At 72.6% G+C, this 24,001-nt stretch carries 26 protein-coding genes, 1 tRNA gene and 1 CRISPR repeat array; of the genes, 16 read left to right on the top strand and 11 right to left on the bottom strand.

The features are described from left to right. Positions 1 to 114 precede the first annotated feature (114 nt). Positions 115 to 1,068, bottom strand: a complete 954-nt coding sequence (gene galU / locus KGD84_RS04215; protein ID WP_220564800.1) for a UTP--glucose-1-phosphate uridylyltransferase GalU — start codon at positions 1,066 to 1,068, stop codon at positions 115 to 117. Between the two features lie 138 nt (positions 1,069 to 1,206). On the opposite strand from galU, the gene KGD84_RS04210 reads away from it, so the two are divergent. The 4 genes from KGD84_RS04210 (at position 1,207) to mscL (ending at position 3,936) form a co-directional block, all read left to right on the top strand. After that, complete coding sequence (locus KGD84_RS04210) at positions 1,207 to 1,815, top strand: 5-formyltetrahydrofolate cyclo-ligase (RefSeq protein WP_220564799.1); 609 nt, start codon at positions 1,207 to 1,209, stop codon at positions 1,813 to 1,815. Positions 1,816 to 1,987: 172 nt separating this feature from the next. Then, positions 1,988 to 2,329, top strand: a complete 342-nt coding sequence (locus tag KGD84_RS04205) for an FmdB family zinc ribbon protein (RefSeq protein ID WP_220564798.1) — start codon at positions 1,988 to 1,990, stop codon at positions 2,327 to 2,329. A gap of 379 nt (positions 2,330 to 2,708) precedes the next feature. Continuing rightward, on the top strand, positions 2,709 to 3,362 hold the full coding sequence (locus tag KGD84_RS04200) for a CpaB family protein (RefSeq protein ID WP_220564797.1): 654 nt from the start codon (positions 2,709 to 2,711) through the stop codon (positions 3,360 to 3,362). Between the two features lie 166 nt (positions 3,363 to 3,528). Continuing rightward, positions 3,529 to 3,936 carry a large conductance mechanosensitive channel protein MscL gene (gene mscL / locus KGD84_RS04195; RefSeq protein ID WP_220564796.1) on the top strand — a complete coding sequence of 136 codons (408 nt, stop codon included), beginning with the start codon at positions 3,529 to 3,531 and terminating at the stop codon, positions 3,934 to 3,936. Positions 3,937 to 4,017: 81 nt separating this feature from the next. Here the strand turns inward: mscL and KGD84_RS04190 are convergent, their stop codons facing one another. Then, complete coding sequence (locus tag KGD84_RS04190; RefSeq protein ID WP_255647033.1) at positions 4,018 to 5,130, bottom strand: D-alanyl-D-alanine carboxypeptidase family protein; 1,113 nt, start codon at positions 5,128 to 5,130, stop codon at positions 4,018 to 4,020. Positions 5,131 to 5,563: 433 nt separating this feature from the next. On the opposite strand from KGD84_RS04190, the gene KGD84_RS04185 reads away from it, so the two are divergent. Next, positions 5,564 to 5,636, top strand: a tRNA-Arg gene (locus tag KGD84_RS04185). A 579-nt stretch (positions 5,637 to 6,215) separates the two neighbouring features. On the opposite strand, the gene KGD84_RS04180 is transcribed toward KGD84_RS04185, so the two are convergent. Then, positions 6,216 to 6,821, bottom strand: a complete 606-nt coding sequence (locus KGD84_RS04180; RefSeq protein ID WP_255647032.1) for a DUF4352 domain-containing protein — start codon at positions 6,819 to 6,821, stop codon at positions 6,216 to 6,218. Between the two features lie 182 nt (positions 6,822 to 7,003). Between KGD84_RS04180 and KGD84_RS04175 the strand changes: the two genes are divergently transcribed. Both KGD84_RS04175 and KGD84_RS04170 read left to right on the top strand, forming a co-directional pair. Then, the gene (locus KGD84_RS04175) at positions 7,004 to 7,288 is read left to right on the top strand and encodes a hypothetical protein (protein WP_220564795.1); all 285 of its coding nucleotides are present in this window, start codon (positions 7,004 to 7,006) and stop codon (positions 7,286 to 7,288) included. Between the two features lie 101 nt (positions 7,289 to 7,389). Next, complete coding sequence (locus KGD84_RS04170) at positions 7,390 to 7,620, top strand: calcium-binding protein (protein WP_220564794.1); 231 nt, start codon at positions 7,390 to 7,392, stop codon at positions 7,618 to 7,620. A gap of 156 nt (positions 7,621 to 7,776) precedes the next feature. Here KGD84_RS04170 and KGD84_RS04165 read toward each other — a convergent pair whose 3' ends face one another. From KGD84_RS04165 to KGD84_RS04150, 4 genes are all read right to left on the bottom strand, one after another. Further along, the gene (locus KGD84_RS04165; protein ID WP_220564793.1) at positions 7,777 to 8,550 is read right to left on the bottom strand and encodes a class I SAM-dependent methyltransferase; all 774 of its coding nucleotides are present in this window, start codon (positions 8,548 to 8,550) and stop codon (positions 7,777 to 7,779) included. A 113-nt stretch (positions 8,551 to 8,663) separates the two neighbouring features. Then, complete coding sequence (locus KGD84_RS04160) at positions 8,664 to 9,899, bottom strand: phospholipase D-like domain-containing protein (RefSeq protein ID WP_220564792.1); 1,236 nt, start codon at positions 9,897 to 9,899, stop codon at positions 8,664 to 8,666. Between the two features lie 137 nt (positions 9,900 to 10,036). Continuing rightward, positions 10,037 to 10,822 carry a class I SAM-dependent methyltransferase gene (locus tag KGD84_RS04155; protein WP_220564791.1) on the bottom strand — a complete coding sequence of 262 codons (786 nt, stop codon included), beginning with the start codon at positions 10,820 to 10,822 and terminating at the stop codon, positions 10,037 to 10,039. A gap of 52 nt (positions 10,823 to 10,874) precedes the next feature. Continuing rightward, positions 10,875 to 11,492 carry a class I SAM-dependent methyltransferase gene (locus KGD84_RS04150; protein WP_220564790.1) on the bottom strand — a complete coding sequence of 206 codons (618 nt, stop codon included), beginning with the start codon at positions 11,490 to 11,492 and terminating at the stop codon, positions 10,875 to 10,877. 77 nt (positions 11,493 to 11,569) lie between these two features. On the opposite strand from KGD84_RS04150, the gene KGD84_RS04145 reads away from it, so the two are divergent. From KGD84_RS04145 to KGD84_RS04110, 8 genes are all read left to right on the top strand, one after another. Then, complete coding sequence (locus KGD84_RS04145) at positions 11,570 to 12,061, top strand: MerR family transcriptional regulator (RefSeq protein ID WP_220564789.1); 492 nt, start codon at positions 11,570 to 11,572, stop codon at positions 12,059 to 12,061. A 240-nt stretch (positions 12,062 to 12,301) separates the two neighbouring features. Further along, entirely contained in the window at positions 12,302 to 13,339 is a 1,038-nt protein-coding gene (locus KGD84_RS04140) for an STM4015 family protein (protein WP_220564788.1), read from the top strand. A 102-nt stretch (positions 13,340 to 13,441) separates the two neighbouring features. Continuing rightward, positions 13,442 to 14,464 (top strand): STM4015 family protein, encoded by a 1,023-nt coding sequence (locus KGD84_RS04135; RefSeq protein ID WP_220564787.1) that lies wholly within the window; start codon positions 13,442 to 13,444, stop codon positions 14,462 to 14,464. Between the two features lie 175 nt (positions 14,465 to 14,639). Continuing rightward, on the top strand, positions 14,640 to 15,632 hold the full coding sequence (locus KGD84_RS04130; protein WP_220564786.1) for an STM4015 family protein: 993 nt from the start codon (positions 14,640 to 14,642) through the stop codon (positions 15,630 to 15,632). 67 nt (positions 15,633 to 15,699) lie between these two features. After that, positions 15,700 to 16,698: an STM4015 family protein gene (locus KGD84_RS04125; protein WP_220564785.1), complete on the top strand. Its 999-nt coding sequence runs from the start codon at positions 15,700 to 15,702 to the stop codon at positions 16,696 to 16,698. A gap of 168 nt (positions 16,699 to 16,866) precedes the next feature. Next, positions 16,867 to 17,886: an STM4015 family protein gene (locus tag KGD84_RS04120; protein WP_220564784.1), complete on the top strand. Its 1,020-nt coding sequence runs from the start codon at positions 16,867 to 16,869 to the stop codon at positions 17,884 to 17,886. A 2-nt stretch (positions 17,887 to 17,888) separates the two neighbouring features. After that, positions 17,889 to 18,983: an STM4015 family protein gene (locus tag KGD84_RS04115; RefSeq protein ID WP_255647031.1), complete on the top strand. Its 1,095-nt coding sequence runs from the start codon at positions 17,889 to 17,891 to the stop codon at positions 18,981 to 18,983. Between the two features lie 1,245 nt (positions 18,984 to 20,228). Then, positions 20,229 to 21,026, top strand: a complete 798-nt coding sequence (locus KGD84_RS04110; protein WP_220564783.1) for a hypothetical protein — start codon at positions 20,229 to 20,231, stop codon at positions 21,024 to 21,026. A gap of 41 nt (positions 21,027 to 21,067) precedes the next feature. Continuing rightward, positions 21,068 to 21,462: direct repeats of the CRISPR family, unit length 29 nt; unit sequence GGGACCATCCCCGCGTGCGCGGGGAGCAG. Between the two features lie 214 nt (positions 21,463 to 21,676). Here the strand turns inward: KGD84_RS04110 and KGD84_RS04105 are convergent. From KGD84_RS04105 to KGD84_RS04090, 4 genes are read right to left on the bottom strand one after another with little or no spacing between them, the layout of a single operon-like run. Continuing rightward, on the bottom strand, positions 21,677 to 21,820 hold the full coding sequence (locus tag KGD84_RS04105; protein ID WP_220564782.1) for a hypothetical protein: 144 nt from the start codon (positions 21,818 to 21,820) through the stop codon (positions 21,677 to 21,679). A gap of 3 nt (positions 21,821 to 21,823) precedes the next feature. After that, positions 21,824 to 22,054 (bottom strand): hypothetical protein, encoded by a 231-nt coding sequence (locus KGD84_RS04100; RefSeq protein WP_220564781.1) that lies wholly within the window; start codon positions 22,052 to 22,054, stop codon positions 21,824 to 21,826. Then, complete coding sequence (locus tag KGD84_RS04095) at positions 22,051 to 22,269, bottom strand: hypothetical protein (protein WP_220564780.1); 219 nt, start codon at positions 22,267 to 22,269, stop codon at positions 22,051 to 22,053. Before KGD84_RS04095 ends, KGD84_RS04100 begins: the two co-directional genes overlap by 4 nt. After that, positions 22,269 to 22,787 (bottom strand): hypothetical protein, encoded by a 519-nt coding sequence (locus tag KGD84_RS04090; protein WP_220565944.1) that lies wholly within the window; start codon positions 22,785 to 22,787, stop codon positions 22,269 to 22,271. The genes KGD84_RS04095 and KGD84_RS04090 overlap by 1 nt, the downstream gene beginning before the upstream one ends. A gap of 370 nt (positions 22,788 to 23,157) precedes the next feature. On the opposite strand from KGD84_RS04090, the gene KGD84_RS04085 reads away from it, so the two are divergent. After that, on the top strand, positions 23,158 to 23,889 hold the full coding sequence (locus KGD84_RS04085) for a GntR family transcriptional regulator (protein WP_255647030.1): 732 nt from the start codon (positions 23,158 to 23,160) through the stop codon (positions 23,887 to 23,889). Positions 23,890 to 24,001: the final 112 nt, after the last annotated feature.

Genomic DNA, 24,001 nt, shown 5'->3' with positions numbered 1-24,001 from the left:
CGCGGCCAGGGTGCGGGCGCCCGGGGGCGCCCACGCCCATTGTGGCCGGGCACGGGCCGGCCGGCGGTCACCCGCCCCCGGTCCGTGCGTCACGCCCGCCGCACCGCCGGGGGATCACTCCCCGGAGCCGCTCCCCCGCCCGTCCGCCGGGGCGTGCCGGTCGACGAACTCGCGCAGCCACGGCAGCAGCTCGTCGGCCAGGTCCGGGCGGCGGCAGGCGAAGTCCACCACGGTGCGGATGTAGTCGGCCTTGTTGCCGGTGTCGTAGCGGTGGCCGCGGAACAGGACGCCGTGGACCACACCGCCGTCCTCGGGCTTGCGGCGGGCCAGCTCGCGCAGGGCGTCGGTGAGCTGGATCTCGCCGCCCCGGCCGGGCGGGGTCTCGTGCAGCACCGGGAAGACCGCCGGGTCGCAGATGTAGCGGCCGATGATCGCCCAGCGGCTGGGCGCCTGCTCCGGGGCGGGCTTCTCCACAAGGTCGGTCACCACGACGACGTCGTCCTCGTCGGTGGCCTCGATGCCCGCGCAGCCGTAGAGGGAGACCTGCTCGGGCTCGACCTCCATGAGCGCGACCACGCTGCCGCCGTGCTTGGCGCGGACCTCGATCATGCGGCGCAGCAGCTCGGCGGACTCGATGAGGTCGTCGCCGAGCAGGACCGCGAACGGGTTGTCGCCCACGTGCGCCTCCGCGCACAGCACCGCGTGCCCCAGGCCGCGCGGCTCCCCCTGGCGGACGTAGTGGACCTGCGCCAGGTTGCTGGGCTCGCGGACCGAGCGCAGCCGCTCGGCGTCGCCCTTGGACTCCAGCGCCTCCTCCAGCTCGTAGGCCCGGTCGAAGTGGTCCTCGATGGAGCGCTTGTTGCGGCCCGTGATCATGAGGACGTCGTTCAGGTCGGCGGCGACCGCCTCCTCCAGGACGTACTGGATCGCGGGCTTGTCCACGATCGGGAGCATCTCCTTGGGGGTGGCCTTGGTGGCCGGGAGGAAGCGGGTCCCCAGACCGGCCGCGGGTACGACCGCCTTGGTCACGGGGGCGGGATCGGGGTTTGGCAGGTCGCTGGGATTCATGTCGGCACTCTAGGACAGTCTCCGGCCGTCCACGATGCACCCCGGTGTTCCGGGTGTCGAGAAGTTCCGGTTGTTTCGGGTCCGGGTAGGGCGAAAGCCACCCGCCGTTCACCGGCGGCGCGCTGACAGACTGGCCGCATGGACGAGACGACACGGTCGGAGAAGCGGCGCATGCGGCGGGAGGTCCTGGCGGCGCGCCGGGCGATGGACCCCGGGGAGCGCGAACGCGCCGGGTCGGCCGTGCGCGACACCCTCACCGCGCTGCCGTGGCTGGCCATGAGCGGGACCGTGGCCTGCTACTACTCGGTGGGCACCGAGCCGGACACCCGCAGGCTCGTCACGGCGCTGTGGAAGCGGGGCACGTACGTGCTGCTGCCGGTCTTCCTGCCCGACGGGAACCTGGACTGGGCGGCCTACGACGGCCCCCAGAGCCTGGAGCCCGCCGGGCACGGGCTGCTGGAGCCCACCGGGCGCCGCTACGGGACCGGGGCCCTGGCCACCGCGGACGCCGTGGTGTGCCCGGCGCTGGCCGTGGACCGCTCCGGCGGGCGGCTGGGCCGGGGCGCCGGGTGCTACGACCGGGCGCTGTCGCTGCGCGGGCCGAACTGCCCGGCGATCGCCGTGGTGTACGACGGCGAGTTCGTGGACGCGGTGCCCCGCGAGGAGCACGACCTCCGGGTGGACGCGGTGGTGACCCCCGGCGGCCTGCACGTGTTCGGGTCCGGCGTGTGGCCGGACCGCCGGTAGCCGCCGCCGGGCGGCGGGATTAAGCGGGCGCCGGAGGGCGTTGACAGGGAGGATCGCGCTCCGGTCGGCGACGACGCCCGCGACCGGTGTCCCCACTGTCACGTCCCCGGTCGTCGAGCGCGTACTATTTAGCAGTCAACGGGCGAGAGTGCCAGCAAGGAGGACCCGAACAGTGCCTACGTACCAGTACGCGTGCACCGAGTGCGGCGCCCAGATGGAGGTCGTGCAGAGCTTCAGTGACGACGCCCTGACCGTCTGCCCCGAGTGCGAGGGCCGACTGCGCAAGGTCTACTCGGCCGTGGGCATCGTCTTCAAGGGCTCCGGCTTCTACCGCACCGACAGCGGCAAGACCTCCAACAGCTCTTCCCTGACCGGCTCCAGCGCCACCACCGCCCCCGCCTCCGGCAAGGCCGAGTCCACGGGTTCGGAGTCCTCCTCGTCGTCCTCCTCCGCCAAGAGCGAGAGCACGAGCGGCAGCACCGCCACCGCGACCACCGCCGCGACCGGCGGCTGAGGTCGCCGGCCGTTGACCGAACTCCTCCGCGCCGCCGAGTGACTCGGCGGCGCGCGGTGCGTCCGGCCCCGATCGCCTCCGAACCTCCTTCGGCCGTGACCGCGCCGCGGTCCGCGTCGGCCGACCGCTCCGAAGCCCCCTCCGCCCCCACCCCTGCCGGAATCGCTCCGAAGCCGCTACCGGGAACGCCGTGGGCGGTTCCGGAGGCCGCTTCGACCCCGTACCGGCCGGGATCGCTCCAGGGCCCTGGCGGAACGACCCGGCCTTCTCCGGCCGCCCCTGGGCGCGCGGGGCAGGGATGTGGCAGGGGCCCGGAAGAGGCGGAAAAGGGCCTGTGGACAACCCGTCCGGGCGGGTCCGGCGGACTTATTTTGGGGGCATGACCGAGCCCCCTCGCCCTCCCTACCGGCACCGCGGCGCGCTCACCCGCTTCGTGGACCGGCACCGGCGGACCCTCGCCGCCCTGCTGACCGTCGCCGCGCTGACCGCCGCCGTCCTGGCGGTGCGCCCACCGCCGCCCGCCACCGTCGAGGTCCTGGTGGCCGCCCGGGACCTGGACGCCTCCGGGCCGCTGGCCGCCGGCGACCTCGCGCCCGCCTCCCTGCCCACGGCCCTCGCCCCGCGGGGCGCCCTGGAGCCGGACGCCGCGACCGCGGGCCGGTCCCTCAACGCCCCCGTCCGCCGCGGGGAGGTCGTCACCGACGCCCGGCTGGCCGACCCGCCCGCCCTGCCCTACGGCGACGGCCTGGTCGCCGTGCCCGTGCGGGTCGCCGACCCCGGGGCGGTGGCGCTGCTCTCCCCCGGCGACCGGGTGGACGTACTGGCGGCGCGGGGCCGCGACGAGTTCGCCCCCGCCCGCGCCGGACCGGCCGCGGAAGTGGTCGAGGGCCGCCCGGTGCTGGCCGTGCCGTCCGAGAGCGACCACGGCGGCGAGGGCGGCGCACTGATCCTCATCGCGGCCAGCCCACAGGAGGCCAGGGAACTGGCCGGGCACGCCGTCGACTCCCGGCTTTCCATCACCATCCGCGGCTGACCGCTGACCTTGCGTCCATCACCATCCGCAGTTGACCACTGACCTTTTGTGGTGAAAGCTGGCCGGGCGCCCCGCCCGCCTCGTCCCGTGCCCCCGGCGCGTGCGGCCACGGACCCCCGGCGGGGGCGCGTTCCGCACAGCAAACGAGACACGTAGGGCTTTTGCCATGGATGGATTCAAGAAGTTCCTGCTCCAGGGGAACCTGGTGCAGCTCGCGGTGGCGGTCGTGATCGGCACGGTCTTCGCCAACCTGGTCACCGCGTTCACGGAAGGGTTCATCACCCCGCTGATCGGCATCTTCGGCGGGATCCCCACCTTCAGCGACCTCTACTTCGAGATCAACGGCAGCCGCTTCCTGTACGGCGCGTTCATCGACGCGGCGATCTCGTTCCTGCTCACCGCGTCGATCGTCTACTTCTTCGTGGTGCTGCCGGTCGCCAAGCTGATGGAGCGCTACGTCAAGGCGGAGGAGGCCACCACCCGCGAGTGCCCCCACTGCTTCACCGAGATCAACAAGAAGGCCGAGCGCTGCCCGGCCTGCACCAGCCAGGTCGTCCCGGAGACCGCCGTCTGACACGCCGCGGGGGCGGCCCCGTCGGGCCGCCCCCGGTCCATCCCCGCGGCCCCCGCCCGGGGCGGGTCCGCGGAGCGCGTCTCAGCGGGTGTACTCCCAGTGCCAGGGCTCGAACGGGCTCGACTTGGCCCAGGCCGGATGGATCCAGCCGTGGTCGGCTCCGTTGGTCTCCATCCAGTTCCATCTCTCCGAGCGGAAGTTCTGGATGCCGCACCCCAGGTCGATGGCCTGCCCCAGCCCGTGGTTGCTGGTGCCCGGGACCGCGGCGAAGCCGGGGGGCTGCTCGGCGTAGACGCGGTGCTGGTTGGGCAGGTCGCGGTAGGCGCTGTTGATGCACATGTTCTCGCCGAAGCGCTCGATGTACTTCACGTTGAGTTCGAGGAAGTCCACGGCGGCGTCGGCGCGCAGGAACTTGCCGTCGTAGAGCTCGCACAGGGCCTCCGACGGCAGCAGGCCGTTGGGGTAGCCGCTGGCCAGCTCGGCCTTGCTCGGGTCGCAGTTGGCGGCGGCCATGTAGGAGTCGGGGTCGATGCCGCGCGCCTCCAGCTCGTCGGTGAGCGCCTGCGTGCTCTCCTCCGACCGCGTGCGCAGCCGCTCCACCTCGGCCCCCAGCGCCGCCTGCTCCAGCTGGGTGGTGGTCTGCAGCTCCTGGGCCTGCCCGGCCAGCTCCACCTGCTCGTCGCGCAGGTCGGTGGCGTCCTGGATGAGCACCTCGTTGTTCTCCGAGAGCTTGGCCGCGTACGACTGGGTCTGCAGGTCCTCGTCGAGGTCCCCGGCGACCAGGACGCCCAGGGGCCCGGCGCTGGGCTGCTGGTACAGGGTGCTGGCCAGCTGCGCCAGCGGCTCGCGCATCTCGCCCAGCTCCAGCTCGGTCTGCTGCAGCTCGTGGATGGTCTCCACGAGTTCGCCCTGGGCCTCCTCCAGCGCCTCCTGCCGCTCCGTGTACTCGGCGGTGGCGTCTTCCAGTTCCTCGGCGGCGGCCTCGGCCTGCTCGCGCAGCTCCTCCAGGCTGGCGGCGGCCGGCGCGATCGCCACCGGCGGCGGCGGGACCACCATCAGACCGGTGACCAGCAACAGGGTGAGGGCCCGGGCGAGCCCGGCGTGCCAGCCGCGGTGGGAGACCGCGGACGGCGCACCATCCGCCGGTTCCGATACGCGGGGTCCCCGCCGCGCCGAATCAGAGGTGAACGGCACGAATGCTCCTCCGGCTGCTTCTAATCCTCGAACGCCTACCCGTGGCCGCAACGCAACGTACTACATGTCCACTTGCGGTCACGCGAGAACGGTCGGCCGAGTCGCGCGTAATCCGGGAGGGCACAACACCCCGTTCTGCGCGCACCGTTCGGCCGCCGATGTCGTCGCTGGTCATTGCGGTGCCGTAGGTCACACGAACCGCCCGCACCACGCCGCGCGGGGACGGAACGGAACCAAACCAGACAGCCCTCGTGAACAACATCACACCGCCACCAGGACAACCAATCGTAGGTCAGAGTACTCCGCCATGCACGCAGAGTCCCCCACTCGGAGGGCCGTGACACTCTTCGACACCCCGAGTACGCCCATCCTGGGTTAGGCTTGGCCCGGTGGCGGGGCAACGCATACCTGCGTCGGCCGCCCACCGAAGCATGGCTCCATAGCTCAGGGGATAGAGCACCGCTCTCCTAAAGCGGGTGTCGCAGGTTCGAATCCTGCTGGGGCCGCATGGTGTGACCTGCGAGGACATCGCAGAGTCAACGCGGGAAGAGCCCCGTGGGTCGCGATTCCGGTCGCGACCCCCGGGGCTCCACACGTCTCTGCGCGTCATCCAGCAGTGCCGACCCCCTCCGGTCGATGCCGCCGCGGGCGAGCGCGCCGGACGCGCGGATGTACCGCCTGGTCCGGCCGATCCGGGAGTGGCCGAGGTTCTCCTGGACGGTGCGCGCGTCCGCGCCCGGCTCCGTCGGCAGGGCCGCCGCGGTGTGCCCGTGGAAGTGACCCGCTGGGCGCGGGCCTCGCCGGACTCGGCGGCCTCGGCGCGGGTGGCCGCCATCCCGCCGGTGGGCACCGTGCGGCGCCGGATCCCTCGCGGCGTTCCCGGGCCCGCCGGTCGGGGTGTCGTAGCGGCGCGCCCCGACGAAGCCGTCGGCCTCCACCTCGTCGGGCAGATGGCGGAAGCGCGTGCGCGCCTCATCGCCCTGCACGATCGTTCGCCTCATGTCGTAAGACCCTCGCGTGCCATACGACACCGGCGACACGAGAGCCCCGACCGGAGAACGGCCGGGGCTCCGCGGGGGCGGGGGTCACTCGACGGTGGCGGTGACCGGGTCCTCCAGGCCGAACAGCTCTTCCATCGTCACGGCGGCCACGTCGACCTCACCGACGAGGGCGATCTGGCCGGATGCCTTCTGCCCGGGCTGGAGGGTGACGGCGTCCAGCGGGTTGTCCAGGTCGGCGAAGATCGCGTCCGACCAGTCGCTGACCACGGTGCCGTCGGCCAGCTCGGCGGAGAAGTAGATGGGGTTGACCTCGATCGAGTCCTCGCTGTCGTTGACGATCTCGACGTTGACCACCGTGTAAACGGTGTCGTCCAGGGTGTCCCCGGTGGTGCCCCCGTGGGTGGCGGTCATGGTGACCGCGGGCTCCTCCTCGGGCTCCTCGGCGGGCTGTTCGGGCTCCTCCTCCGCGGCGGCCTCCTCGGCCGGGGGCTCTTCCGGTGAAGAGCTGGCCGCCGGCGCGGAGGTGTCGGCGGTGTCGCCGGACAGCAGCGACATGCAGCCGCCCAGGAGCGCGAGGAAGAGAAAGAGGCCGAAGCAGCCGAGACAGCCGAAACCGACCTTGGCGCCGGTGGACATGCCCGGCTTGGGCGGAACGGGAGGGGGAGGAGGGGGATAGGCGCCGTAGGACATGGGCGTGCTCCAGGTCGTGTATGGAGCGGCAGAGCGGGGGCCGCGGGGGATGGGCCATGCGCTGAGCGGGACGCACAGTAGTGGGGCAGACGGTACCTGATTGAACGGGGTACGCGTGGCGGAATGGCTGATACTGGACACGAACCCCTTCCGTCGCACCCTCCGGGCAGTCCTTCCCGGGGGTGGCGCGCCCGCGCCTGTCCGTCCCGGTCGCCCTGGTGCGCCGCCCGCCGCGGGCCCTGACGGGGGTCGCCCCGGAGGGGCTCCCGCTCCTCTCCGGGGACCGCTACGCCACCGCCTCCGCCGACCGCCTGTCGCGGGCGGCGGGCCCGGCCCGCCCGCCGGTGGAACAGGTCCTGCGCCGCCGGGCCTCCCGGCTCGTAGACGAGGACTTCGGCCGCGTGCCCGCCCGGACCCGACCCGCCGCGGCGGAGCGCCCCGGCCCCGGTCGGCCGTTCGCCAGGTGACGGCACGGACTTCTCCCCGGCACGCCGTGTCGTGATGACAACGCAGAGTGACCGACCGATGATGGCTGCGGGAGCAGCAGCACCATCCGGGGGGCCACGGGATGAAGGATGCGGGCGGAGCGCGCCGCGACGACCACGACGACGAGCCGAGGTCGCAGACCCGGTCCAGCCGGCGCGGCGGCTCGCCGTCGGCCATCGCCGGGGCCCTGCGCCGCACCCCGCACCCCGGTCCGCAGCACTGGGGCGGCCCGCGCCCGCGCAAGGCCGACCCGGACCCGTTCTTCTCCAGCAAGCTGGTCCCGCCCCCGGGCGAGCGCCCGCGCCGCCGCTGAGCGGCCGCCCGGACGCCGGTGGGCGCCACGGGGGACCCGCGCGCACCGAACGGAGGCTTCCCCGCTCGCGCCGCCGCTGAGCAGCCGCCCAGACGCCCGTGGGCGCCGTGGAGGACAGGCCGCCGGGCAGAGACTTCCCCGCCCGCAGGCGCCGCGTCAGGGCCGGCGGCGGGGGCGCAGCACGTAGCCGACGTAGCCGTACTCGCCGCCGTGCGCCCGGTACAGCTCCGCCTCGCGGCGCACGTCCTCGGCGGCCGCCGCCGCGTGCGCGTCGCCGGGATCGGACCGCGCGGCGCGGGCCTCCAGCGGCGCGTAGTACGACTCCAGCCAGTCGGCGTCGGGCAGCAGGTAGGTCGCCAGTACCGTGTACCCGGCCGCCGTCGCCGCCGCCACGTTCTCCGCGGTGGTGTGCAGCGGGTACGCGGCGTCCCAGTACGCCCGGGCCGCCGCGGAGGGCTCGTCGGTGGTCCACCCGCACTCGGTGACCACCAGGGCGCCCCCGGGCGAGAGCAGCCGCCGCCAGGAGCGCAGCGCCTCGCCGAACCCGATGTTGTAGGCGGCGCCCTCGCTCCACACCAGGTCCACCGACCCGTCGGGCAGGTCGTCCAGCGACTCCATGGACCCCTGGCGGGCGGTGATCCGGTCGGCGGCGCCCGCCGCCGCTGCCGCCTCCTCCAGCCGGCGCAGGAACGGCGGGTAGATGTCCACCGCCGTGATCCGCGCCCCGGGCAGGCGCTCGGCGAGCACCAGGGAGGCCGCGCCGGTCCCGCTGCCCAGGTCCAGCACCCGCGGGTGCTCCGGGAGCGGGCCCGCCAGCGACAGCAGCAGCTCCGTGGTGGCCCGCGAGCCGGGGCCCTGGCGCTCCTGGTCCTCGTGCAGGGCCAGCGCGGCCTTCAGGGACGGGTCGTCGAAGTCGAACTCGAACGCCATTGTTCGCGGGGCCCTTCCAGCCGGGTGCCGAAAGCACCGAACCTACCAGCGCGAACGCCCCCGCACCCGCCGGTGTCGGCATCCGCCGGTGACGCATCCGCCGGCGCCCGTCCTCAGAGGAAGGGCCGCCAGGGGGCGAGGACGATCTCGCTGAACTTCGCGGCGAACGGCCGGCGTCTCCACTCCTGCTCGGTGAGCTCCCGGGCGTTGGTGAGGTCGTTGGCGAACACGTCCTCCAGGTGCCGGGCCACCCCCTCGTCGAAGATCTCGGCGTTGATCTCGTAGTTGCCGGTCAGGCTCAGCCGGTCGACGTTGGCGGTGCCGATGGTGCTCCACCGCCCGTCCACCGTCGCGGTCTTGGCGTGCACCATGGCGTCCTGGTACAGCCACAGCCGCACCCCGCCGCGCAGCAGCACGGAGTACTGGCCGCGGGCCATCCAGTCGGCCAGGACGTGGTTGGAGTTCTCCGGGATGAGGATGTTGACGTCCACCCCCCGCCCGGCCGCGTCCACCAGCGCCCGCTGCAGCTCCCGGTCCGGGATGAAGTAGGCCTGGGTGATGAGGATCCGGTCCTTGGCGCGGTCGATGGCCTCCAGGAACATCGCCCGGATCGGGTAGATGAGCTGCTCGGGCACGTTGCGGTGGACCCGGAACCGGGCGTCCCACTGCGGGTCGCCCAGCATGCCGGGTTCGGGCAGGCGCGCCCCCCGGTTCGCGTTCCAGAAGTCGACGAACGCGTTCTCCAGCTCCCACACCGCCGGGCCGTCCACCCGCAGGTGGGTGTCGCGCCACTCGGTGGCGTACAGGGAGCCCACGTTGTAGCCGCCGACGAACCCGATCTCCCCGTCGACGGTGAGGATCTTGCGGTGGTCGCGGCCGGACTTGCGGATGTTGAACAGCAGCACCCCGGGCCGGAACGCCGGGTAGCGCAGCACGTGGACCTCGGGCGGGAAGTCGAAGAACGACCGGGGCACCACCAGGTTCGCGAACCCGTCGTAGATGACGTACACCTCGACGCCGCGCTCCGCGGCGTCGATGAGCGCCTGCTTGAACTCGTTCCCCGCCCGGTCGTCCTTGACGATGTAGGACTCGAAGAGGACCCGGCGCCGGGCCCCCCGGATCGCCGCGAGCATGTCCTCGTACAGGTCCTCGCCGTAGGTGTACACCGTGGCGGTGGTGTCGCCGACGGGGAGCGCCTCCGGGGCGGTGCGCGGGAAGTACGCCCGGTGCGGGCGCACCTTCCGCCGCCAGTGGTTGACGCCCATGAGCGTCGCCGCCACCGCGATCTGGGTCGCCAGGAGGCCGAGCAGCCCCCATTTGACCGCGGACTTGATGGTGGAGCGTCGCAAAGTCGCCTCCCGAGCAGGACGTCCGCCGCGCCGGGCGTCCGGTCCCCGTGACCGCCGTTCCCGGCACAAGGTGGACCCCCACCGTAACGCGCGGCCACCCTCCCGGGACGGCACACCCCGTCATGTCCGGATTCGTGTCAGCCGCGCCGGCGGCAGACCAGCAGCTCGGTGGTGGGGCTCTCCCTGCGTTCGCGCACCAGGCGGCGCTCCAGCGGGTAGAGGGCGGCCCCGGCCAGCCACCCGGTGGGGGCGGTGAGGGTGGCGGCGCGCAGCGCCCCGCCCCAGGCCTTGCGCCAGGGCGCGGCCGCGTCCACCTGGGCGTTCATGAGCACCAGCATGGGCACCCGCAGGCGCAGGTCGAACCCGGCCTTGTCGAGGGTCCCGGCGATCCACTCCAGGGTGCGGTTGACCTGGTGCTCCCCGCGCTGCTCGGGGCGCTGGAGGCAGTTCTCGGAGATGACGAGCGTCCCGCCGGGGCGCAGCACCCGGGCGAACTCGCCGACCGCCGAGGTGTAGCGGTCGTCGTCGGTGATGTGGAAGAGGACGTCCATGCAGGACACGGCGTCGAAGGAGGCGTCCTCGAACGCCTCGAGGTCGGAGGCGTCCTGGCGGACGAACCGGTGGTCGGGGAAGCGCTCGCGCAGCCGCGCAACGGCGGCGTCGGTCATGTCGCAGCCGGTGACGTCGGCGGCGCCCAGCCGGTCCCAGAGCCGGACGTAGAAGCCGGTGCCGCTGCCCACGTCCAGGACGCTCGGGTCGATGAGGCCCAGGCGCCCCACCCGGCGCAGGAACACCTCCTCCCGGACCTTGTACATCCAGGTGTTGAAGGGACGCCCCAGGGCACGGTAGCCGACACCGCTCTCGGTCCAGTCGCCCTCGAGGCGGCGCTCCCAGAAATCGCGCAGTTCACTGTGTGTGGCCATGGCACCACTCTCACACCGGGGAGGCGCGGATGTCCCGCCACGACACCGCGTGTCATCCGGCGATCGGCCCCTCCCCCGCCGGCCCGGGGCGGTGGGCGACGACCCTCTCCAGGAATCCCAGGGCGGTCCGGTCGTGCCGGTCCACCTCGAACCCGACCTCCAGCGCCACCGCGCGGGGCAGCCGCCGCGGCCGCTCCTTGCGGGCCTCGCGCCGGCGCCAGGGGGCCTTGGTGTACTCGATGTGGTCGACGAGCAGCAGCCGCCCGCCGGGGCGCAGCACCCTGTACATCTCGGCCAGCGCCCGGCGCTGGTCGGGGATGGCGCACAGGGACAGCGCGCACAGGACGGTGTCGAACGCCCCGTCGTCGAACCGCATCTCCTGGGCGTCGCCCTCCACCAGCGTGACCGGGCGGCCGAGCGCGGCGGCCCGGCGGCGGGCCCGGGCGAGCATGGCGGGGCTCAGGTCCAGGCCGGTGAGCTCGATCCCGTCGGGGTAGTACGGCAGGTCGTGGCCGGTACCGACGGCCACCTCCAGGGTCCGGCCGCGGGCCAGGCCGCACAGCCGGGCCCGGGTGCCGCCGAGGACCAGCCGCTGCACGCGTTCGCCCCGGTCGTATCCGGCCGCCATCCGGTTCCAGTCGCCGCGGACCCGTTCCGTGTGCTCGTCCATGGTCGTCTCCCCTTTTCTCCGGGATGCCCGTTCAACACCCCTTGACACGGGACCCCAGTGTGGAACTTCATGTGGACATGAGGTCAAGCACCGGGAAGCGGAACGGCGGGGAACTGTCCATCGGGGACCTGGCCGCGGAGTTCGGGCTGGGTCCGCACGTGCTGCGGCACTGGGAGGCGATGGGGGTGCTGGTCCCCGTCCGCCGGGTGGGCGGGCAGCGCCGGTACGCCCCGGAACAGCGGTTGCAGGTGGCGCTGGTGCTGAGCGCACAGGACGCCGGGATGAGCCTGGAGAGGATCCGGGAGCTGGGCGGGGCCGACTCCGAACGGCGCGGGGCCGCGCTGGCCGAGCACCTGGCCGAACTGGACCAGCGCCTGGAGCGGCTGCGGGCGGCCCGGGAGATGGTGGCGCACGCGGTGGCGTGCGAGTCCGGGGACGTGCTGGAGTGCCCGAACCTGCGGCGGATGCTGGAGGAGGCGGTGGAGTCCGGCTGCCACGCCCGGGCGGGGAGGGCCGGGCACGCGGTGCGGGCGGGGGCGGGGAGGGCCGGGCACACGGTGGGGCGGTAGGCACGCGGTGAGGGCGGCGGGGGCCGGGCACACCGTGGGAGCGGCGGGCGCGGTAGGGCGACGGGGGCCGGGCACACGGCGGGGCGGCGGGAACCCGGCACACGGTGAGGACGGTGGGCACGGTGAGGGCCGCGGGGACCGGGCACACGGCGGCACGGGACCGACCGGCCGGTCCGCGTTCGTCACCCGGCTCTGCTATTCCTGGGTTCCCTGCTCCCCCCTACTCCGAGGAACCCCCTCATGTTCAACTCCTATCTGACCGAGTTCGCGGGGCTTCCCGTGTTCGAGTACCGCCCGCAGGACACGGCGGCCGACCCGCTGGCGGTGCTCGCCGCCCTGCGCACCCCGGGGGCGTACGCCTGGCGGCTCGCCGACGACGACGGCTCCGAGACGTCGAAGGACCGGGGCGGTGTCGGGGCGTACTTCGAGCGGTTCGCCGCCGAGTCGGCCGCGCCGGAGGTCACGGCCCTGGTCATCGGGAACATCCAGGACACGATCAACGTGAACGACTCCGCGACGGTGCGCGACGCGCTGGTCGCGCAGGCGCCCCGGCTCACCGGGCTGCGCTCGCTGTTCTTCGCCGACCTCACCTACAGCGACAGCGAGGTGTCCTGGCTGAACCACGGCGACCTCGGCCCGGTCCTGGACGCCCTGCCCGGCCTGGAGCGGTTCGCCGTGCGCGGCACCGGCGGGATGGCCCTGGCGGTGGACGGACACCCCGCGCTGCGCTCCCTGGTCCTCCAGGGCGGCGGCCTCCCGGCAGAGCTGACCCGGCGGGTGGTCGCGGGCCACTACCCGAACCTGGAGCACCTGGAGCTGTGGATCGGCGTACCGGACTACGGCGGCGACACCACTCCCGAGGACCTCGCCCCGCTGCTGAACGGCGAGGTCCACACCGGGGTCCGGTCGCTGGGGCTGCGCAACGCCCAGTACACGGACCGGTGGGTCCGCGCGCTCGCCGACTCCGCGATCCTGGAGCGCCTGGAGGAGCTGGACCTGTCCAAGGGCACCCTCACCGACGCGGGCGCGCGGGTCCTGCTCGACGTCCCGGGTTTCCGCGAACTGCGCCGCCTCGACCTGCATCACCACTACATGTCCGAGGACATGGAGCGGCTCGTCCTGGAGACCTTCACCGCCGCCGGCGTCGAGACCGACGTGTCCGAGCGGGAGGAACCCGACGACGACTACGACGAGGAAGACGAAGACGAGGAGTACGACCCCGAGGACGACGAGGACGAGGACTGGACCCTCCGGTACTACCCCGCCGTCGGCGAGTGAGAGGTCTCCTCCCCCGCCCCGCGCCACCCTGAGCCTCCCCGAAGCACCCTGGACTTCTCTGCACCCCCGCCCCCCGAACCGCGCACCCGAAAGGCGCCGACCTTGGCCTTCAACGAACACGTGACCGAGTACGGCGGACTGCCGGTGTTCGAGTACCGCTCCCCCGAGGGAATGGCCGCGCAGCGCGCCTGGACCGAGAAGTACCCCCGGGGGCACCGCGAGATGACGGACCCGCTGTCGATGCTCGCCGCCCTGCGCACCCCTGGGGCGTACGCCTGGCGGCTGCGCGACTCCGAGGGCTGGGAGCCCCGGGAGGGCGAGTTCGTGACCCGGTACTACGAGCGCTTCTGTTCCGAGGTCCCCCCGGAGAAGGTGTCGGCCCTGGTGGTCGGCAACTACGAGGAGACCATGGACATGGACGAGCCCGAGCTCATCCGGGACGCCCTGCTGGCGTGCGCGCCCCGCTGGACCGGTCTGCGCTCCCTGTTCTACGCCGACCTCACGTACGAGGAGTACGAGGCCTCCTGGTTCACCCACGGCGACCTGTCCGTCATCCCGGCCGCCTTCCCGCGTCTGGAGCGCCTGACCATCCGCGGAACCGGTGAGCTCTCCCTGCCGGTGGAGGAGCACAGCTCCCTGCGCTCGCTGGCCCTCCAGGGAGGCGGGCTCCCGGCGGCGCTGGTGGAACAGGTGCTGGCCTCCCGCTACCCGGCGCTGGAGCACCTCGACCTGTGGCTGGGGATCGAGAACTACGGCGGCGACACCACTCCCCGGGTGCTCGCCCCGCTGCTGAACGGCGAGGTGCACGTCGGCGTGCGGTCCCTCGGCCTGCGCAACGCCGAGGACACCGACCTCTGGGTCCGGACCATGGCCGACGCCCCGGTCCTGGAGCGGTTGGAGGCCCTGGACTTCTCCATGGGCACGCTCACCGACGAGGGGGCGCAGATCCTCCTCGACGTGCCCGGTTTCCGCGAGCTGAGCCGCCTCGACCTGCACCAGCACTACATGTCCGAGGAGATGGAGGCCCGCGTCGTCGAGGCCTTCACCGCCGCGGGCGTCCGGATCGACGCCTCCGAACGCTTCAAGGGGAGCAAGGGCGACATCTACCCCACGGTCACCGAGTGAACCCGTCCCGGGGGCGGGCGCGGGTCCGGGGGCGGGAGCGGGCCTGCCCCCGCGCCCGGTCCGGTGTCCGCGTTCGCCTCCGGCCGGGTGTCCGGTCCTGTATCCGAGCCTGTACCCGGCTTTGCCCCCGGAACCTCCCCTGTGACCACCCCCGACGACCTGGAAAGGCCCTGACTTGAGTTTCGGCTCCCACCTGACGGAGTACGCGGGACTGCCCGTGTTCGAGTACCGCTCCCAGGAGGCCCTGGCCGCCTGGGGCGCCAGGGCCGGGGACCCGCTCGCGGTGCTAGCGGCCGCACGGACACCGGGCGCGTACGCCTGGCGGCTGGCCGATGCCGGGCGCCTGGAGTCCAAGGAGGGCGAGTACGTGACCCGGTACTACGAGCGGTTCTGCGCCGACGTGGACCCGGCCGCGGTGACGGCCCTGGTCCTCGGCAGTCTCGAGGACACGATGAACGCCGCCGATCCGAAGCCGGTCCGGAACGCCGTGCTGGCCTGCGCGCCGCGCTGGACCGGCCTGCGCTCGCTGTTCTACGGCGACGTCACCGCGGAGGAGTACGAGGTCTCCTGGCTGAACCACGGTGACCTGTCCGGCGTCCTGAACGCCCTCCCGGGCCTGGAGCGCCTGGACGTCCGCGGGACCGGTGAGCTCTCCCTGCCGGTGGAGGAGCACCGCTCCCTGCGCTCGCTGACCCTTCAGGGCGGCGGGCTCCCTGCGGCGCTGATGAGGCAGGTGCTGGCCTCCCGCTACCCGGCCCTGGAACACCTGGAGCTGTGGTTGGGCATGGAGAACTACGAGGGCGACGCCACCCCGGCGGACCTCGCCCCGCTGCTGAGCGGCGAGGTGCACGCCGGCGTGCGGTCCCTGGGCCTGCGCAACGCCGAGGAGACCGACCCCTGGGTTCGGGCGCTCGCCGGCTCCCCGGTCCTGGAGCGCCTGGAGGTCCTGGACCTGTCCCTGGGCACGCTCACCGACGAGGGGGCGCAGATCCTCCTCGACGTCCCCGGATTCCGCGGACTGAGCCGCCTCGACCTGCACCACCACTTCATGAGCGAGGAGATGGGGACCCGCGTCGTCGAGGCCTTCACCGCCGCCGGGGTCGAGGTCGACGTGTCCGAGCGCGTGGACGCCCGCCACGGCCACCCCTACCCGGCCGTCGGCGAATGACCTGAGAGCGGAGCAGGCGAAGCAGGCAAAGCAGGAAGAGCAGGCAGAGCAGGAGGAGGACGAGGACATGGTCGACTTCTGGGACTACACCCCCGTGTTCGCCGGGCTGCCCGTGGTGGCGTTCGACGAACTGCGGCACCGTCCCGACGAGCCGCGCTTCGCCGCGGCCCTCGCCGACCCCGCGTCGGTCGCCTGGCGGCTGGGCCCGCCGCACGACCCCGGCTGTGCCGAGCACGGGCCCTGGTGCCGGTGCCGGGAGGAGGACTTCGATGAACACCTGGAGGCGTTCTTCGGCCGGGTGGACCCCGCGCGGGTGCGGGCGCTCATCGCGGGCGGGTTCGGGCTGGAGGTGTCCGAGAGCACCGCGGGGTACCGGGACCTGTTCGTCGACCACGCCGACCGGCTCACCGGGCTGCGGTCGCTGTTCTTCACGGAGTACACCACCGGGGACAGCGAGATCTCGTGGATCGTCCAGTGCGACATGGTGCCGCTGCTGGACGCCTACCCGGGGCTGACCGACCTGACGGTGCGCGGCGGCGGGGACGAACTGAACCTGGGCGTGACCGAGCACCCTTCACTGCGGTCGCTGACGCTCCAGAACGGCGGCATGCCCGGCGCCACGGCCCGCAGCGTGATGGGGGCGGGCCTGCCCGCCCTGGAGCACCTGGAGCTGTGGCCGGGCGTGGAGGAGTACGGCGGGTCCGTCACGGTCGACGACCTCGCCCCGCTGCTCGACGGGCGGGTCCTCGGCGGAGTCCGGTCCCTGGGCCTGCGCAACGCCGAGCAGACGGACGAGTGGGTGCTGGCGCTCGCGGGCTCCCCGGTCCTGGAGCGTCTGGAGGTGCTGGACCTGTCCCTGGGGACCCTCACCGACGAGGGCGCGCGGGTGCTCATGGAGACCCCGGGATTCCGGGGGCTGCGCCGCCTCGACCTGCACCACAACTACATGACGGAGGAGACGGCGGCCCGGGTCCGCGAGGTCTTCGCCGCCGCGGGGACGGAGGTCGACGCGGAGGAGCGTATGGGGGAGGCGCCGGGGCGGCTCTACCCGGCGGTCTCCGAGTAGGTGGAGGAGGTGAGGCAGGCGCGGTGAGCCTGGTGGAGGCGAGTTGGGAGTGACAGGTCGGATGGCGGCGGGGTGGGGGTCGGATAGGCGGCGGGTCGGCGCCCCGATCCGTCACCGCAGGCTGCTACACATGACTCACCCGATACCCCTGTACCAGGAGCGACCCTGATGATCGGCGATCACCTCAGCGAATTCGGCGGACTGCCGGTGTTCGAGTACATCTCCCCGGCGGGGATGGCCGCGGAGCCGGATCGGTACGGCCGGCGCCCGGCCCCCGACGCCCTGGCGCGGCTCGCCGCACTGCGCACCGTGCGCGACTACGCCTGGTGGCTGGGGGTCGACAGCTACGAGCCGGAGGAGGAGTTCCGTGAATACTTCGCCTCCTTCGTGGAGGAGGCGGACACGGCCCTGGTCCGGGCCATGGTGATCGGCGCCTCGGGCTCCTCCGAATCGCCGGAGCCCGGCGCCCCGGCCCGCGACGCCCTCGTGGAGCACGCCGCGGCGTTCACCGGCCTGGAGTCCCTGTTCATCGGGGACCTCACCGCCGAGGAGCAGGAGATCTCCTGGATCCACCAGCCCGACCTGGCCCCGGTCCTGGCCGCCCTGCCGTGGCTCACCGAGTTCGCGGTGCGCGGCACCGGCGATCCCTACATGCACGAGAAGAGCCAGCTGGGCCTGGACATCGGGCGGCACGACGCGCTGCGCTCCCTCACCGTGGAGAGCGGCGGCCTGCCGGCCAGGATCGCTCGAAGCATCGACTCCGCCGAGCTGCCCGCGCTGGAGAACCTGGAGCTGTGGCTGGGCGTCGACGACTACCGCGGCGACACCACCCCGGCCGACCTGGCCCGCACCCTGTCGGGCGAGGCGTTCCCGCAGCTGAACCACCTGGGGTTGCGCAACGCCGAGGACACCGACCGGTGGGTGCGCGCCCTGGCCGAGGCGCCCGTGGTGGGGCGGGTGCGCTCCCTGGACCTGTCGATGGGCACCCTCACCGACGAGGGCGCGCAGGTGCTGCTGGACACCCCGGTCTTCCGGGAGCTGGGGAAGTTGGACCTGGAGCACCACTACATGTCGGAGGAGATGGAGGCCCGCGTCGGCGCCGCCTTCGCAGAGGCGGGTGTGGAGATCAACGTCGGCGACCGGCAGGAGCAGGACGGGGACTGGCGCTTCCCGGCGGTGACGGAGTGACCGTGCTCGGGCCGCGGTCGCACCTGAGCCGGGTGGCCGAGTTCGGCGGGCTGCCGGTCGTGGAGTTCACGGACCCGCTGTCGGTGCCGGACGAGGAGGAGGGTGTCGTCCACCCGCGCCAGGCGGGTGAGGCGGAGCTCGCCGACCCTGGCGGTTTCGCGTGGCGGCTGACCGTCTCCGAGCCGTGGAGGGACGATCCCGAGGGGGCGGACGGCGAGGCGGGCGAGGCGGGCGAGGCGGAGGACGACGAGGACGGATACGCCCGCGAGCACATCGTCCGTTACCTCGACCGGTTCACGGAACAGGTGCCCCTGGAAGCGCTGCGGGCGCTCATCGTGGGCTACCTGTCCGAGTACGACGACTCCTACGGCATGCTCGCCGAACCGGTCGTCGAGGCGCTGGTCGGAGCGGCCCCGAGACTGGCCGGGCTGCGGTCGCTGTTCTTCGGCGAGGTCACGTCGGAGGAGCAGGAGCTCTCCTGGATCCGGCTGTGCGACCTGGCCCCGCTGGTGGCCGTGTTGCCCGGGCTGAGCGAACTGGTGGTGCGCGGCGGTTCGGAGGAGCTGGGGCTACGGCTGGAGAGCCGGTCGCTGGAACGCCTCACCGTGCACAGTGCGGGGCTGCGCCCGGAGGTGGTCGAGAACGTGTGCGCCTCGGAGCTGCCCGCGCTGCACCGGTTGGAGTTGTGGTTCGGGAGCGAGTGGCACGCGGGCGGACGGGTTACGCCGGAGGGCCTGGAGCCGCTGCTGTCGGGTGGGGCGTTCCCCCGGCTGCGGCACCTGGGTCTGCGCAACGTCCCGGGGCTCGATGAGTGGATCCCGGTGCTGACGGGGTCTCCGGTGGTCCGGGAGCTGGACGTCCTCGACCTGTCCCTGGGGGACCTGTCCGACGAGGGCGCGCAGGCGTTGGTGGACGGTGCGTCCGCTTTCCGAAGGCTTCGGCACCTCGACCTGAACCACCATTACCTGTCGGAAGAGGTGGAGAAGCAGGTGGCCGGGGTGTTCCGGCGGCGGGGCACGGTGGTGGACGTGTCCGGGCGACGCGAGCCCGCGCAGTGGAAGGACGGGCCGCACCGGTACACGGCCGTCACCGAGTAGGTGGTGGGTGGGGTGGTGAGTGGGGCGCGGTCCGCGTCCGGGCTCACGCCCACCAGCCGCACAGGGTGGTTCGGGCGGCGGTCATTTCCTTCTGCGGACTTCGCCTGGCTGCTGGGTGCGGGTGGCTGTGCGCGAGAGGGAGTCCTGGCGGGGAACTCTCTGAGGGAGTGGACGGCTCCCGGGGGTACCTGGCTGCGTGCCCGGCGGCGTTCGCCCGGTGGGCGGAGCCGGACCGCCTCTACGTCTCCGGATGGATATAGCTGATGCCGCGTGTACGGGTGGTCTTCACCCCGTGGGTGGAGGTGTGCGGTCCGGTGCCCGGGCTGTGGCCGGGGTGGAGGGGACGTGCGGCAACACCCCCTGGGGCAAAGGCAGCGGTTCTTCCTCCAACCCCCCACTGGCTGAGGTCGCGGGAGCGCGTGGCCTTCACCCCCTTGAGCCGGAGGTGCGCGGTCTGGTGTCCGGCCTGTGGCCGGGGTCGCGGGAACGTGCGGCCACACCCCCTGGGGTGGGGGTCGCGGTCCTTCCTCCCCAACCCCCCTCTGGCTGATGTCGCGGGTGCGTGCGGCTTTCACCCCCACTCCCGTCCGTACCGCGGTCACGCGCGGGAGTAGGCGACAGCGTGGAGCGCCCGCACCGCCGCCGGCGCCCCCAACCTTTCCAGGCGGTGCGGGTGTGCGCGCCTCGCGCGGACCCGTCCCCGGAAAGCGCACCCCCACTACTGAGGATGTGCGCCCAACGAAACCGCCCGGCACTCTGCCGAACGCCGACTGCGCGGGGACGGATCCACGCTCCGCGGCTGTACCTTCCCAAGCGATTCAGCTCTTGGAAACCAGTCACCTGTGGCTGCGACCACAGACCGCCGTTCCCACATGGCGGACGTCCTGGAAACCTCACAGTCCGCCTCACCCCCTGGAGCCCGGGCCGAGTACCGCCCTACCCGAACCCCCTGGGGTCGGGGCAGGAGGTCACGTGCGGCCCTCACCCCCTGCGGCGGAGGCCCAGCGACGCCCTCCGGCAGTGGCTGAGGGCTCCAGGTGGGTGAGCAACCCTCTTCGGTCAGGCCCCACAGGTACGTGCCGCCTTCGCCCCTTGCGATGGAGGCCGAGCGACGCCCTCCGGGGGTGGTTGAGGGTCCCGGTCGGGTGGACGAACGGCTGGGGGGCGGTCAGAACGATCGGTGGAGCAAATACGCATATCGCCTAGGGTGCTGGGGTGAGCAGACGTCGGGAGTTGAATCTGGCCGTGGTCGTGCAGACCACGGCCGCGGCCGCGGTGGTGCTGGCGGTGGGTGCGTTCCTGATCGTGTTCTGGCTCGGGCCAGGGATAGGGGCCGCCCTGGTCACGGCCGGCGCCGTGGTGGTCGCCGTCGTGGTGGCGGCGGTGGGGTTCGTGCTGTTCAAGCTTCGTGAGGGGCCGAAGGACGCGGAGGTCGTCGCGGCTTATCTTCCGGTGCTGACCGCCGAATGGTCACAGGCCGCCGAGGAGGCGAAGCGGCTGTCCGGGGCGGGGGATGTCGTTGACCGCGATGTGTTGACCGGGCACCTCTGGGCCGCCGAACAGGTGCTTTTCAACCAGGAGGCTCCCGTGCGGACCGCTGACGGGATCACCAGGGCGAGCGGTCACATCGCCGAAGCCCGGTACCTTCTTGCGGTCGCTGAAGCACTCGGCCGGGGCGGGCCCAGGCCGCACCGGGGTGCGCCCTGTTTCTTCGATCCCGCGCACGGGCCGCTCACGGACAAGGTCCGGTTCAACCCGGAGGGCGGGGCGGACCGTACCGTCTCGGCCTGCGGTTCGTGTCGTGCCTTGGTCGAGGCCGGGAAGGTTCCGCCGAGCAAGCAAGTGGTGGTGGGTGGGATACCGACCGACTACTGGCGCGCGGGGCGGGTGTCGGTTCCTTACGTTGATGGGTATTGGCAGCAGCGCCGGTTTCCGGACCATGAGCTGCACCGGCTTCGCCGTGACCTCAAGCTGACCTGGGACCCCGCCGAGACGGAGCTTCCCGCGCACCTGGACCGCGAGCCGCCCTGGTACGCGGGATAGGGGTTTCCCGGACACGAACCGGAGCGCTTCGGGGCCAGCCCGAAGCCATCCCCGCATGCGCGGGGAGCAGCCGGTCAGCTCCGAGGGGCTGATGTAGTCGCTGGGACCATCCCCGCGTGCGCGGGGAGCAGACCATAGCGGCCGGCACCGGTGTTACCGGTGGGGGACCATCCCCGCGTGCGCGGGGAGCAGTGGGTCGCGGTCGTCCCCAACGACGCCTGCATAGGACCATCCCCGCGTGCGCGGGGAGCAGACGTGGGAAGACCGCGCGCTCATCCTCGCGCGGGGACCATCCCCGCGTGCGCGGGGAGCAGATGGCTGCCATGATCAAAAACGTCAACAACTTGGGACCATCCCCGCGTGCGCGGGGAGCAGCCGCTCATCTCGTCGGGCCAGTGCCCGGCGAAGGGACCATCCCCGCGTGCGCGGGGAGCAGACTCGGTGACCTGCTCGGATTACAACGTCAACCAGCCGAATTCATGAGTTCTCAAGAAACGGACATTCCACCCGGGAACGTGCTGCTCACTGTAGCGGCCAAGCACAGCGCCAGCAGCTGATTCGCCCATCCGCTTTCAGGTCCGGGGCCGGAGCAACGGGGCGGCCTCCTCTCGGTCGCGAGCAGATACGGTCCCTATCGCTCCGAGAGCGGCTCAGTCCCCCTCCGGGCCGGTACCACCACGCTGGGAGCGCTGCCAGGCGAGGAACTCGCCCTGGCGGCGGACCGCTTCCTTCTCCTCGTCGGTGAGGTCGTCCGGGATCGGGTCCCGGGCCGGATCGTAGGCGGGATCGTCCATGTCCTACTCCCTCGCTTCGGTCGTGTGGCGGCGGGCCAGCAGCTCCCGCATCCCGGCGTGGTCGGGTGCGGCCAGGCGCTCGTGCGGATCCGGTCCGGTCCAGCCCGGCGGCCGGTAGGCGACCACCTCCGTGCCGCCGTCGGGTGCGGGTTCGAGGGTGAGGACCCAGCGGCCGTGGATGAGGTCGTCCAGGACCCGCACCCGCGGATCCGGCTCGGCGGGGTGGGTGGTCACAGGTCCTCCAGGGGGCTGCGCCAGACGAGCGGGTGCGGGTGGGGGTCGCGTCCGGCGGTGATCGCCACGCGGGTGGTGTGGCCGCTGGTGGCGGCGTAGACCGCGCGGCCCTCCAGGGTGGGCCCGAGGTAGCGCAGCGGCACCCGGTGGGTGTGGGCCCAGAAGCCGAGGGTCTGGATCGAGGACACCTGGCGGATGTCGCACACGTGCCGCATCAGGCCGCCCTTCCGAGGTTGCGCTTGAGGATGCGGGCGGCGGCCAGGGAGTCCTTCCACAATCCGTCCCGGTCGGAGGTCCGGCGGGTGGTGGACCGGATGGTGGCCGTGCGCACCCGCAGCCGGGCGGCGGCCCTGCTCTTGGCGGTGGTGGACTCCGGTCGGGTGCGCGAGTGGGAGCGGGTCCCTTCGCGCAGGGCCCGGATGCGGGGGCGGGTGGCCAGGGCGGCGGCGAAGCCCGGGTCGGAGTCCGGGCTGGTGCGGGGCGCCGGGACCCGCGGACGGAGGGGCGTCGTGTCCTCGGCGGGGAGGAAGGGCGGGAACGTCGGCGGGGTGGGGTTCTGCCGGGCGAGCCACCGGCGGACCGCCAATGCCAGCGGGGCCAGGTCCCGGGCGGGGTGGGTGACGTAGGCGCGGGCCCGGGCGGCCCGGCGGGGACGCCGCCGACGCAGGGCCTCGCCTGCCGGCCAACGGGCGGCCACGGGTTCGGAGCAGTTCAGGTAGCGGTATCGCGCCATACGCGCACACCTCCGGTAAGGGCGCCGGACAGGAGTCCCGGCGCTGCAATCGTCGGGAGGGACACCGCGCGGTCATGACCGCCAAGCCGGACCGCCCGGTGCCACGCTCGGGCCGAGCAGGGTCGGGCACACTGGAGGTGTGATCGCCGATTGCTCCACCGCCTACCAGCCAGTGCTCAATCGCTGGCTTTATAGGGGCTAAAGCCTCGCATGTGACGACAGTAACCCACCCTTTCACCCGATGCAATAGGGGGGCTAAAGTCGACCGTGGAGCACCCCGAAGTGAGGATTCGCCTTGGATGCAAGGACTTTGTACGACATCGCCGCCATGTCCGATCCGCTGGACAGAGCCCGTGCGGCGTCAGCGGCCATGACCACCTTGCAGGGGCAGAGCGTCGAACTGTCCCGTATCCGCAGGGCCGCGATCATCGAGGCTCAGCAGGGCGGCATGCTCCAGGAGGACATCGCCCGACATCTGGGGGTCTCCCCGGGCCGGGTCTCCCAGATGAAGAAGGCCGGAGCCGACCACAAGGCCCCCACCGGCCCCACCGAGCCGAGACCGCGCGTACTCGTCCAGCGGGCGCTGCCGACCCCGCCCAGCACACGGGGTTCCAAGTCGCTCTACCTCACCGAGGCCGAGCAGCAGGGGCTCACCCCCGAGCGAAAGATGCTGTTCGTCGGGCAGGAGCCCGCGAACGAGCACGTCGCGCTGGGTCTCCGGGTCGAGCCCGGGGACAACGTGATCGCCCGCCGCAAGATGTTCTGGGCCAACGGCGTCCCGGTCCGGATCTCGACCTCGTACTTCCGTGTGGACGTCGGTGAGAACACCCGCCTGGACGGTGAGGGCTTCGTGCTGCCCACCCTCCAGGCCGCCATCGAGGACCTGGGGCACCGGTTCGACCACGCCGTCGAGACGCTGACCGCGCGTCCGGCGACCCCTTACGAGGCCGACCTGCTCGACATCCCCGGCGAGTGGGTGGTGCAGGTGCTGCGCGTCAGCCACTCCACTGACGACGTCCCCATCCACGCCCTGGAGACGATCTGCGCCGCCTCCCGGCATACCTTCCCGATCGGTCAGGCCGTCGGCAGCGACCAGTTCTGACCCGCGAGGGTGAACGATGCGATCCCCTATCTGGCACAAGCCCTCCTACTCCGGAGCCACGACGGAGAACTGCGTGGAGGTCGCTGAGGGAGCCACGACTCTCATTCGCGGG

It is taken from the genome of Nocardiopsis changdeensis (assembly GCF_018316655.1).
GTDB lineage: Bacteria > Actinomycetota > Actinomycetes > Streptosporangiales > Streptosporangiaceae > Nocardiopsis > Nocardiopsis changdeensis.
The sequence above is the reverse complement of the archived record's forward strand: the minus strand, read 5'-3'. Positions and strand labels throughout refer to the sequence as shown.

Excerpts from the sequence above, each read along its gene's own strand:
- galU (WP_220564800.1), bottom strand. The coding sequence starts at position 1,068 with ATGAATCCCAGCGACCTGCCAAACCCCGATCCCGCCCCCGTGACCAAG.
- KGD84_RS04210 (WP_220564799.1), top strand. The coding sequence starts at position 1,207 with ATGGACGAGACGACACGGTCGGAGAAGCGGCGCATGCGGCGGGAGGTC.
- KGD84_RS04200 (WP_220564797.1), top strand. The coding sequence starts at position 2,709 with ATGACCGAGCCCCCTCGCCCTCCCTACCGGCACCGCGGCGCGCTCACC.
- mscL (WP_220564796.1), top strand. The coding sequence starts at position 3,529 with ATGGATGGATTCAAGAAGTTCCTGCTCCAGGGGAACCTGGTGCAGCTC.
- KGD84_RS04180 (WP_255647032.1), bottom strand. The coding sequence starts at position 6,821 with ATGTCCTACGGCGCCTATCCCCCTCCTCCCCCTCCCGTTCCGCCCAAG.
- KGD84_RS04170 (WP_220564794.1), top strand. The coding sequence starts at position 7,390 with ATGAAGGATGCGGGCGGAGCGCGCCGCGACGACCACGACGACGAGCCG.
- KGD84_RS04165 (WP_220564793.1), bottom strand. The coding sequence starts at position 8,550 with ATGGCGTTCGAGTTCGACTTCGACGACCCGTCCCTGAAGGCCGCGCTG.
- KGD84_RS04155 (WP_220564791.1), bottom strand. The coding sequence starts at position 10,822 with ATGGCCACACACAGTGAACTGCGCGATTTCTGGGAGCGCCGCCTCGAG.
- KGD84_RS04150 (WP_220564790.1), bottom strand. The coding sequence starts at position 11,492 with ATGGACGAGCACACGGAACGGGTCCGCGGCGACTGGAACCGGATGGCG.
- KGD84_RS04145 (WP_220564789.1), top strand. The coding sequence starts at position 11,570 with ATGAGGTCAAGCACCGGGAAGCGGAACGGCGGGGAACTGTCCATCGGG.
- KGD84_RS04140 (WP_220564788.1), top strand. The coding sequence starts at position 12,302 with ATGTTCAACTCCTATCTGACCGAGTTCGCGGGGCTTCCCGTGTTCGAG.
- KGD84_RS04125 (WP_220564785.1), top strand. The coding sequence starts at position 15,700 with ATGGTCGACTTCTGGGACTACACCCCCGTGTTCGCCGGGCTGCCCGTG.
- KGD84_RS04120 (WP_220564784.1), top strand. The coding sequence starts at position 16,867 with ATGATCGGCGATCACCTCAGCGAATTCGGCGGACTGCCGGTGTTCGAG.
- KGD84_RS04105 (WP_220564782.1), bottom strand. The coding sequence starts at position 21,820 with ATGGACGATCCCGCCTACGATCCGGCCCGGGACCCGATCCCGGACGAC.
- KGD84_RS04095 (WP_220564780.1), bottom strand. The coding sequence starts at position 22,269 with ATGCGGCACGTGTGCGACATCCGCCAGGTGTCCTCGATCCAGACCCTC.
- KGD84_RS04090 (WP_220565944.1), bottom strand. The coding sequence starts at position 22,787 with ATGGCGCGATACCGCTACCTGAACTGCTCCGAACCCGTGGCCGCCCGT.
- KGD84_RS04085 (WP_255647030.1), top strand. The coding sequence starts at position 23,158 with ATGACCACCTTGCAGGGGCAGAGCGTCGAACTGTCCCGTATCCGCAGG.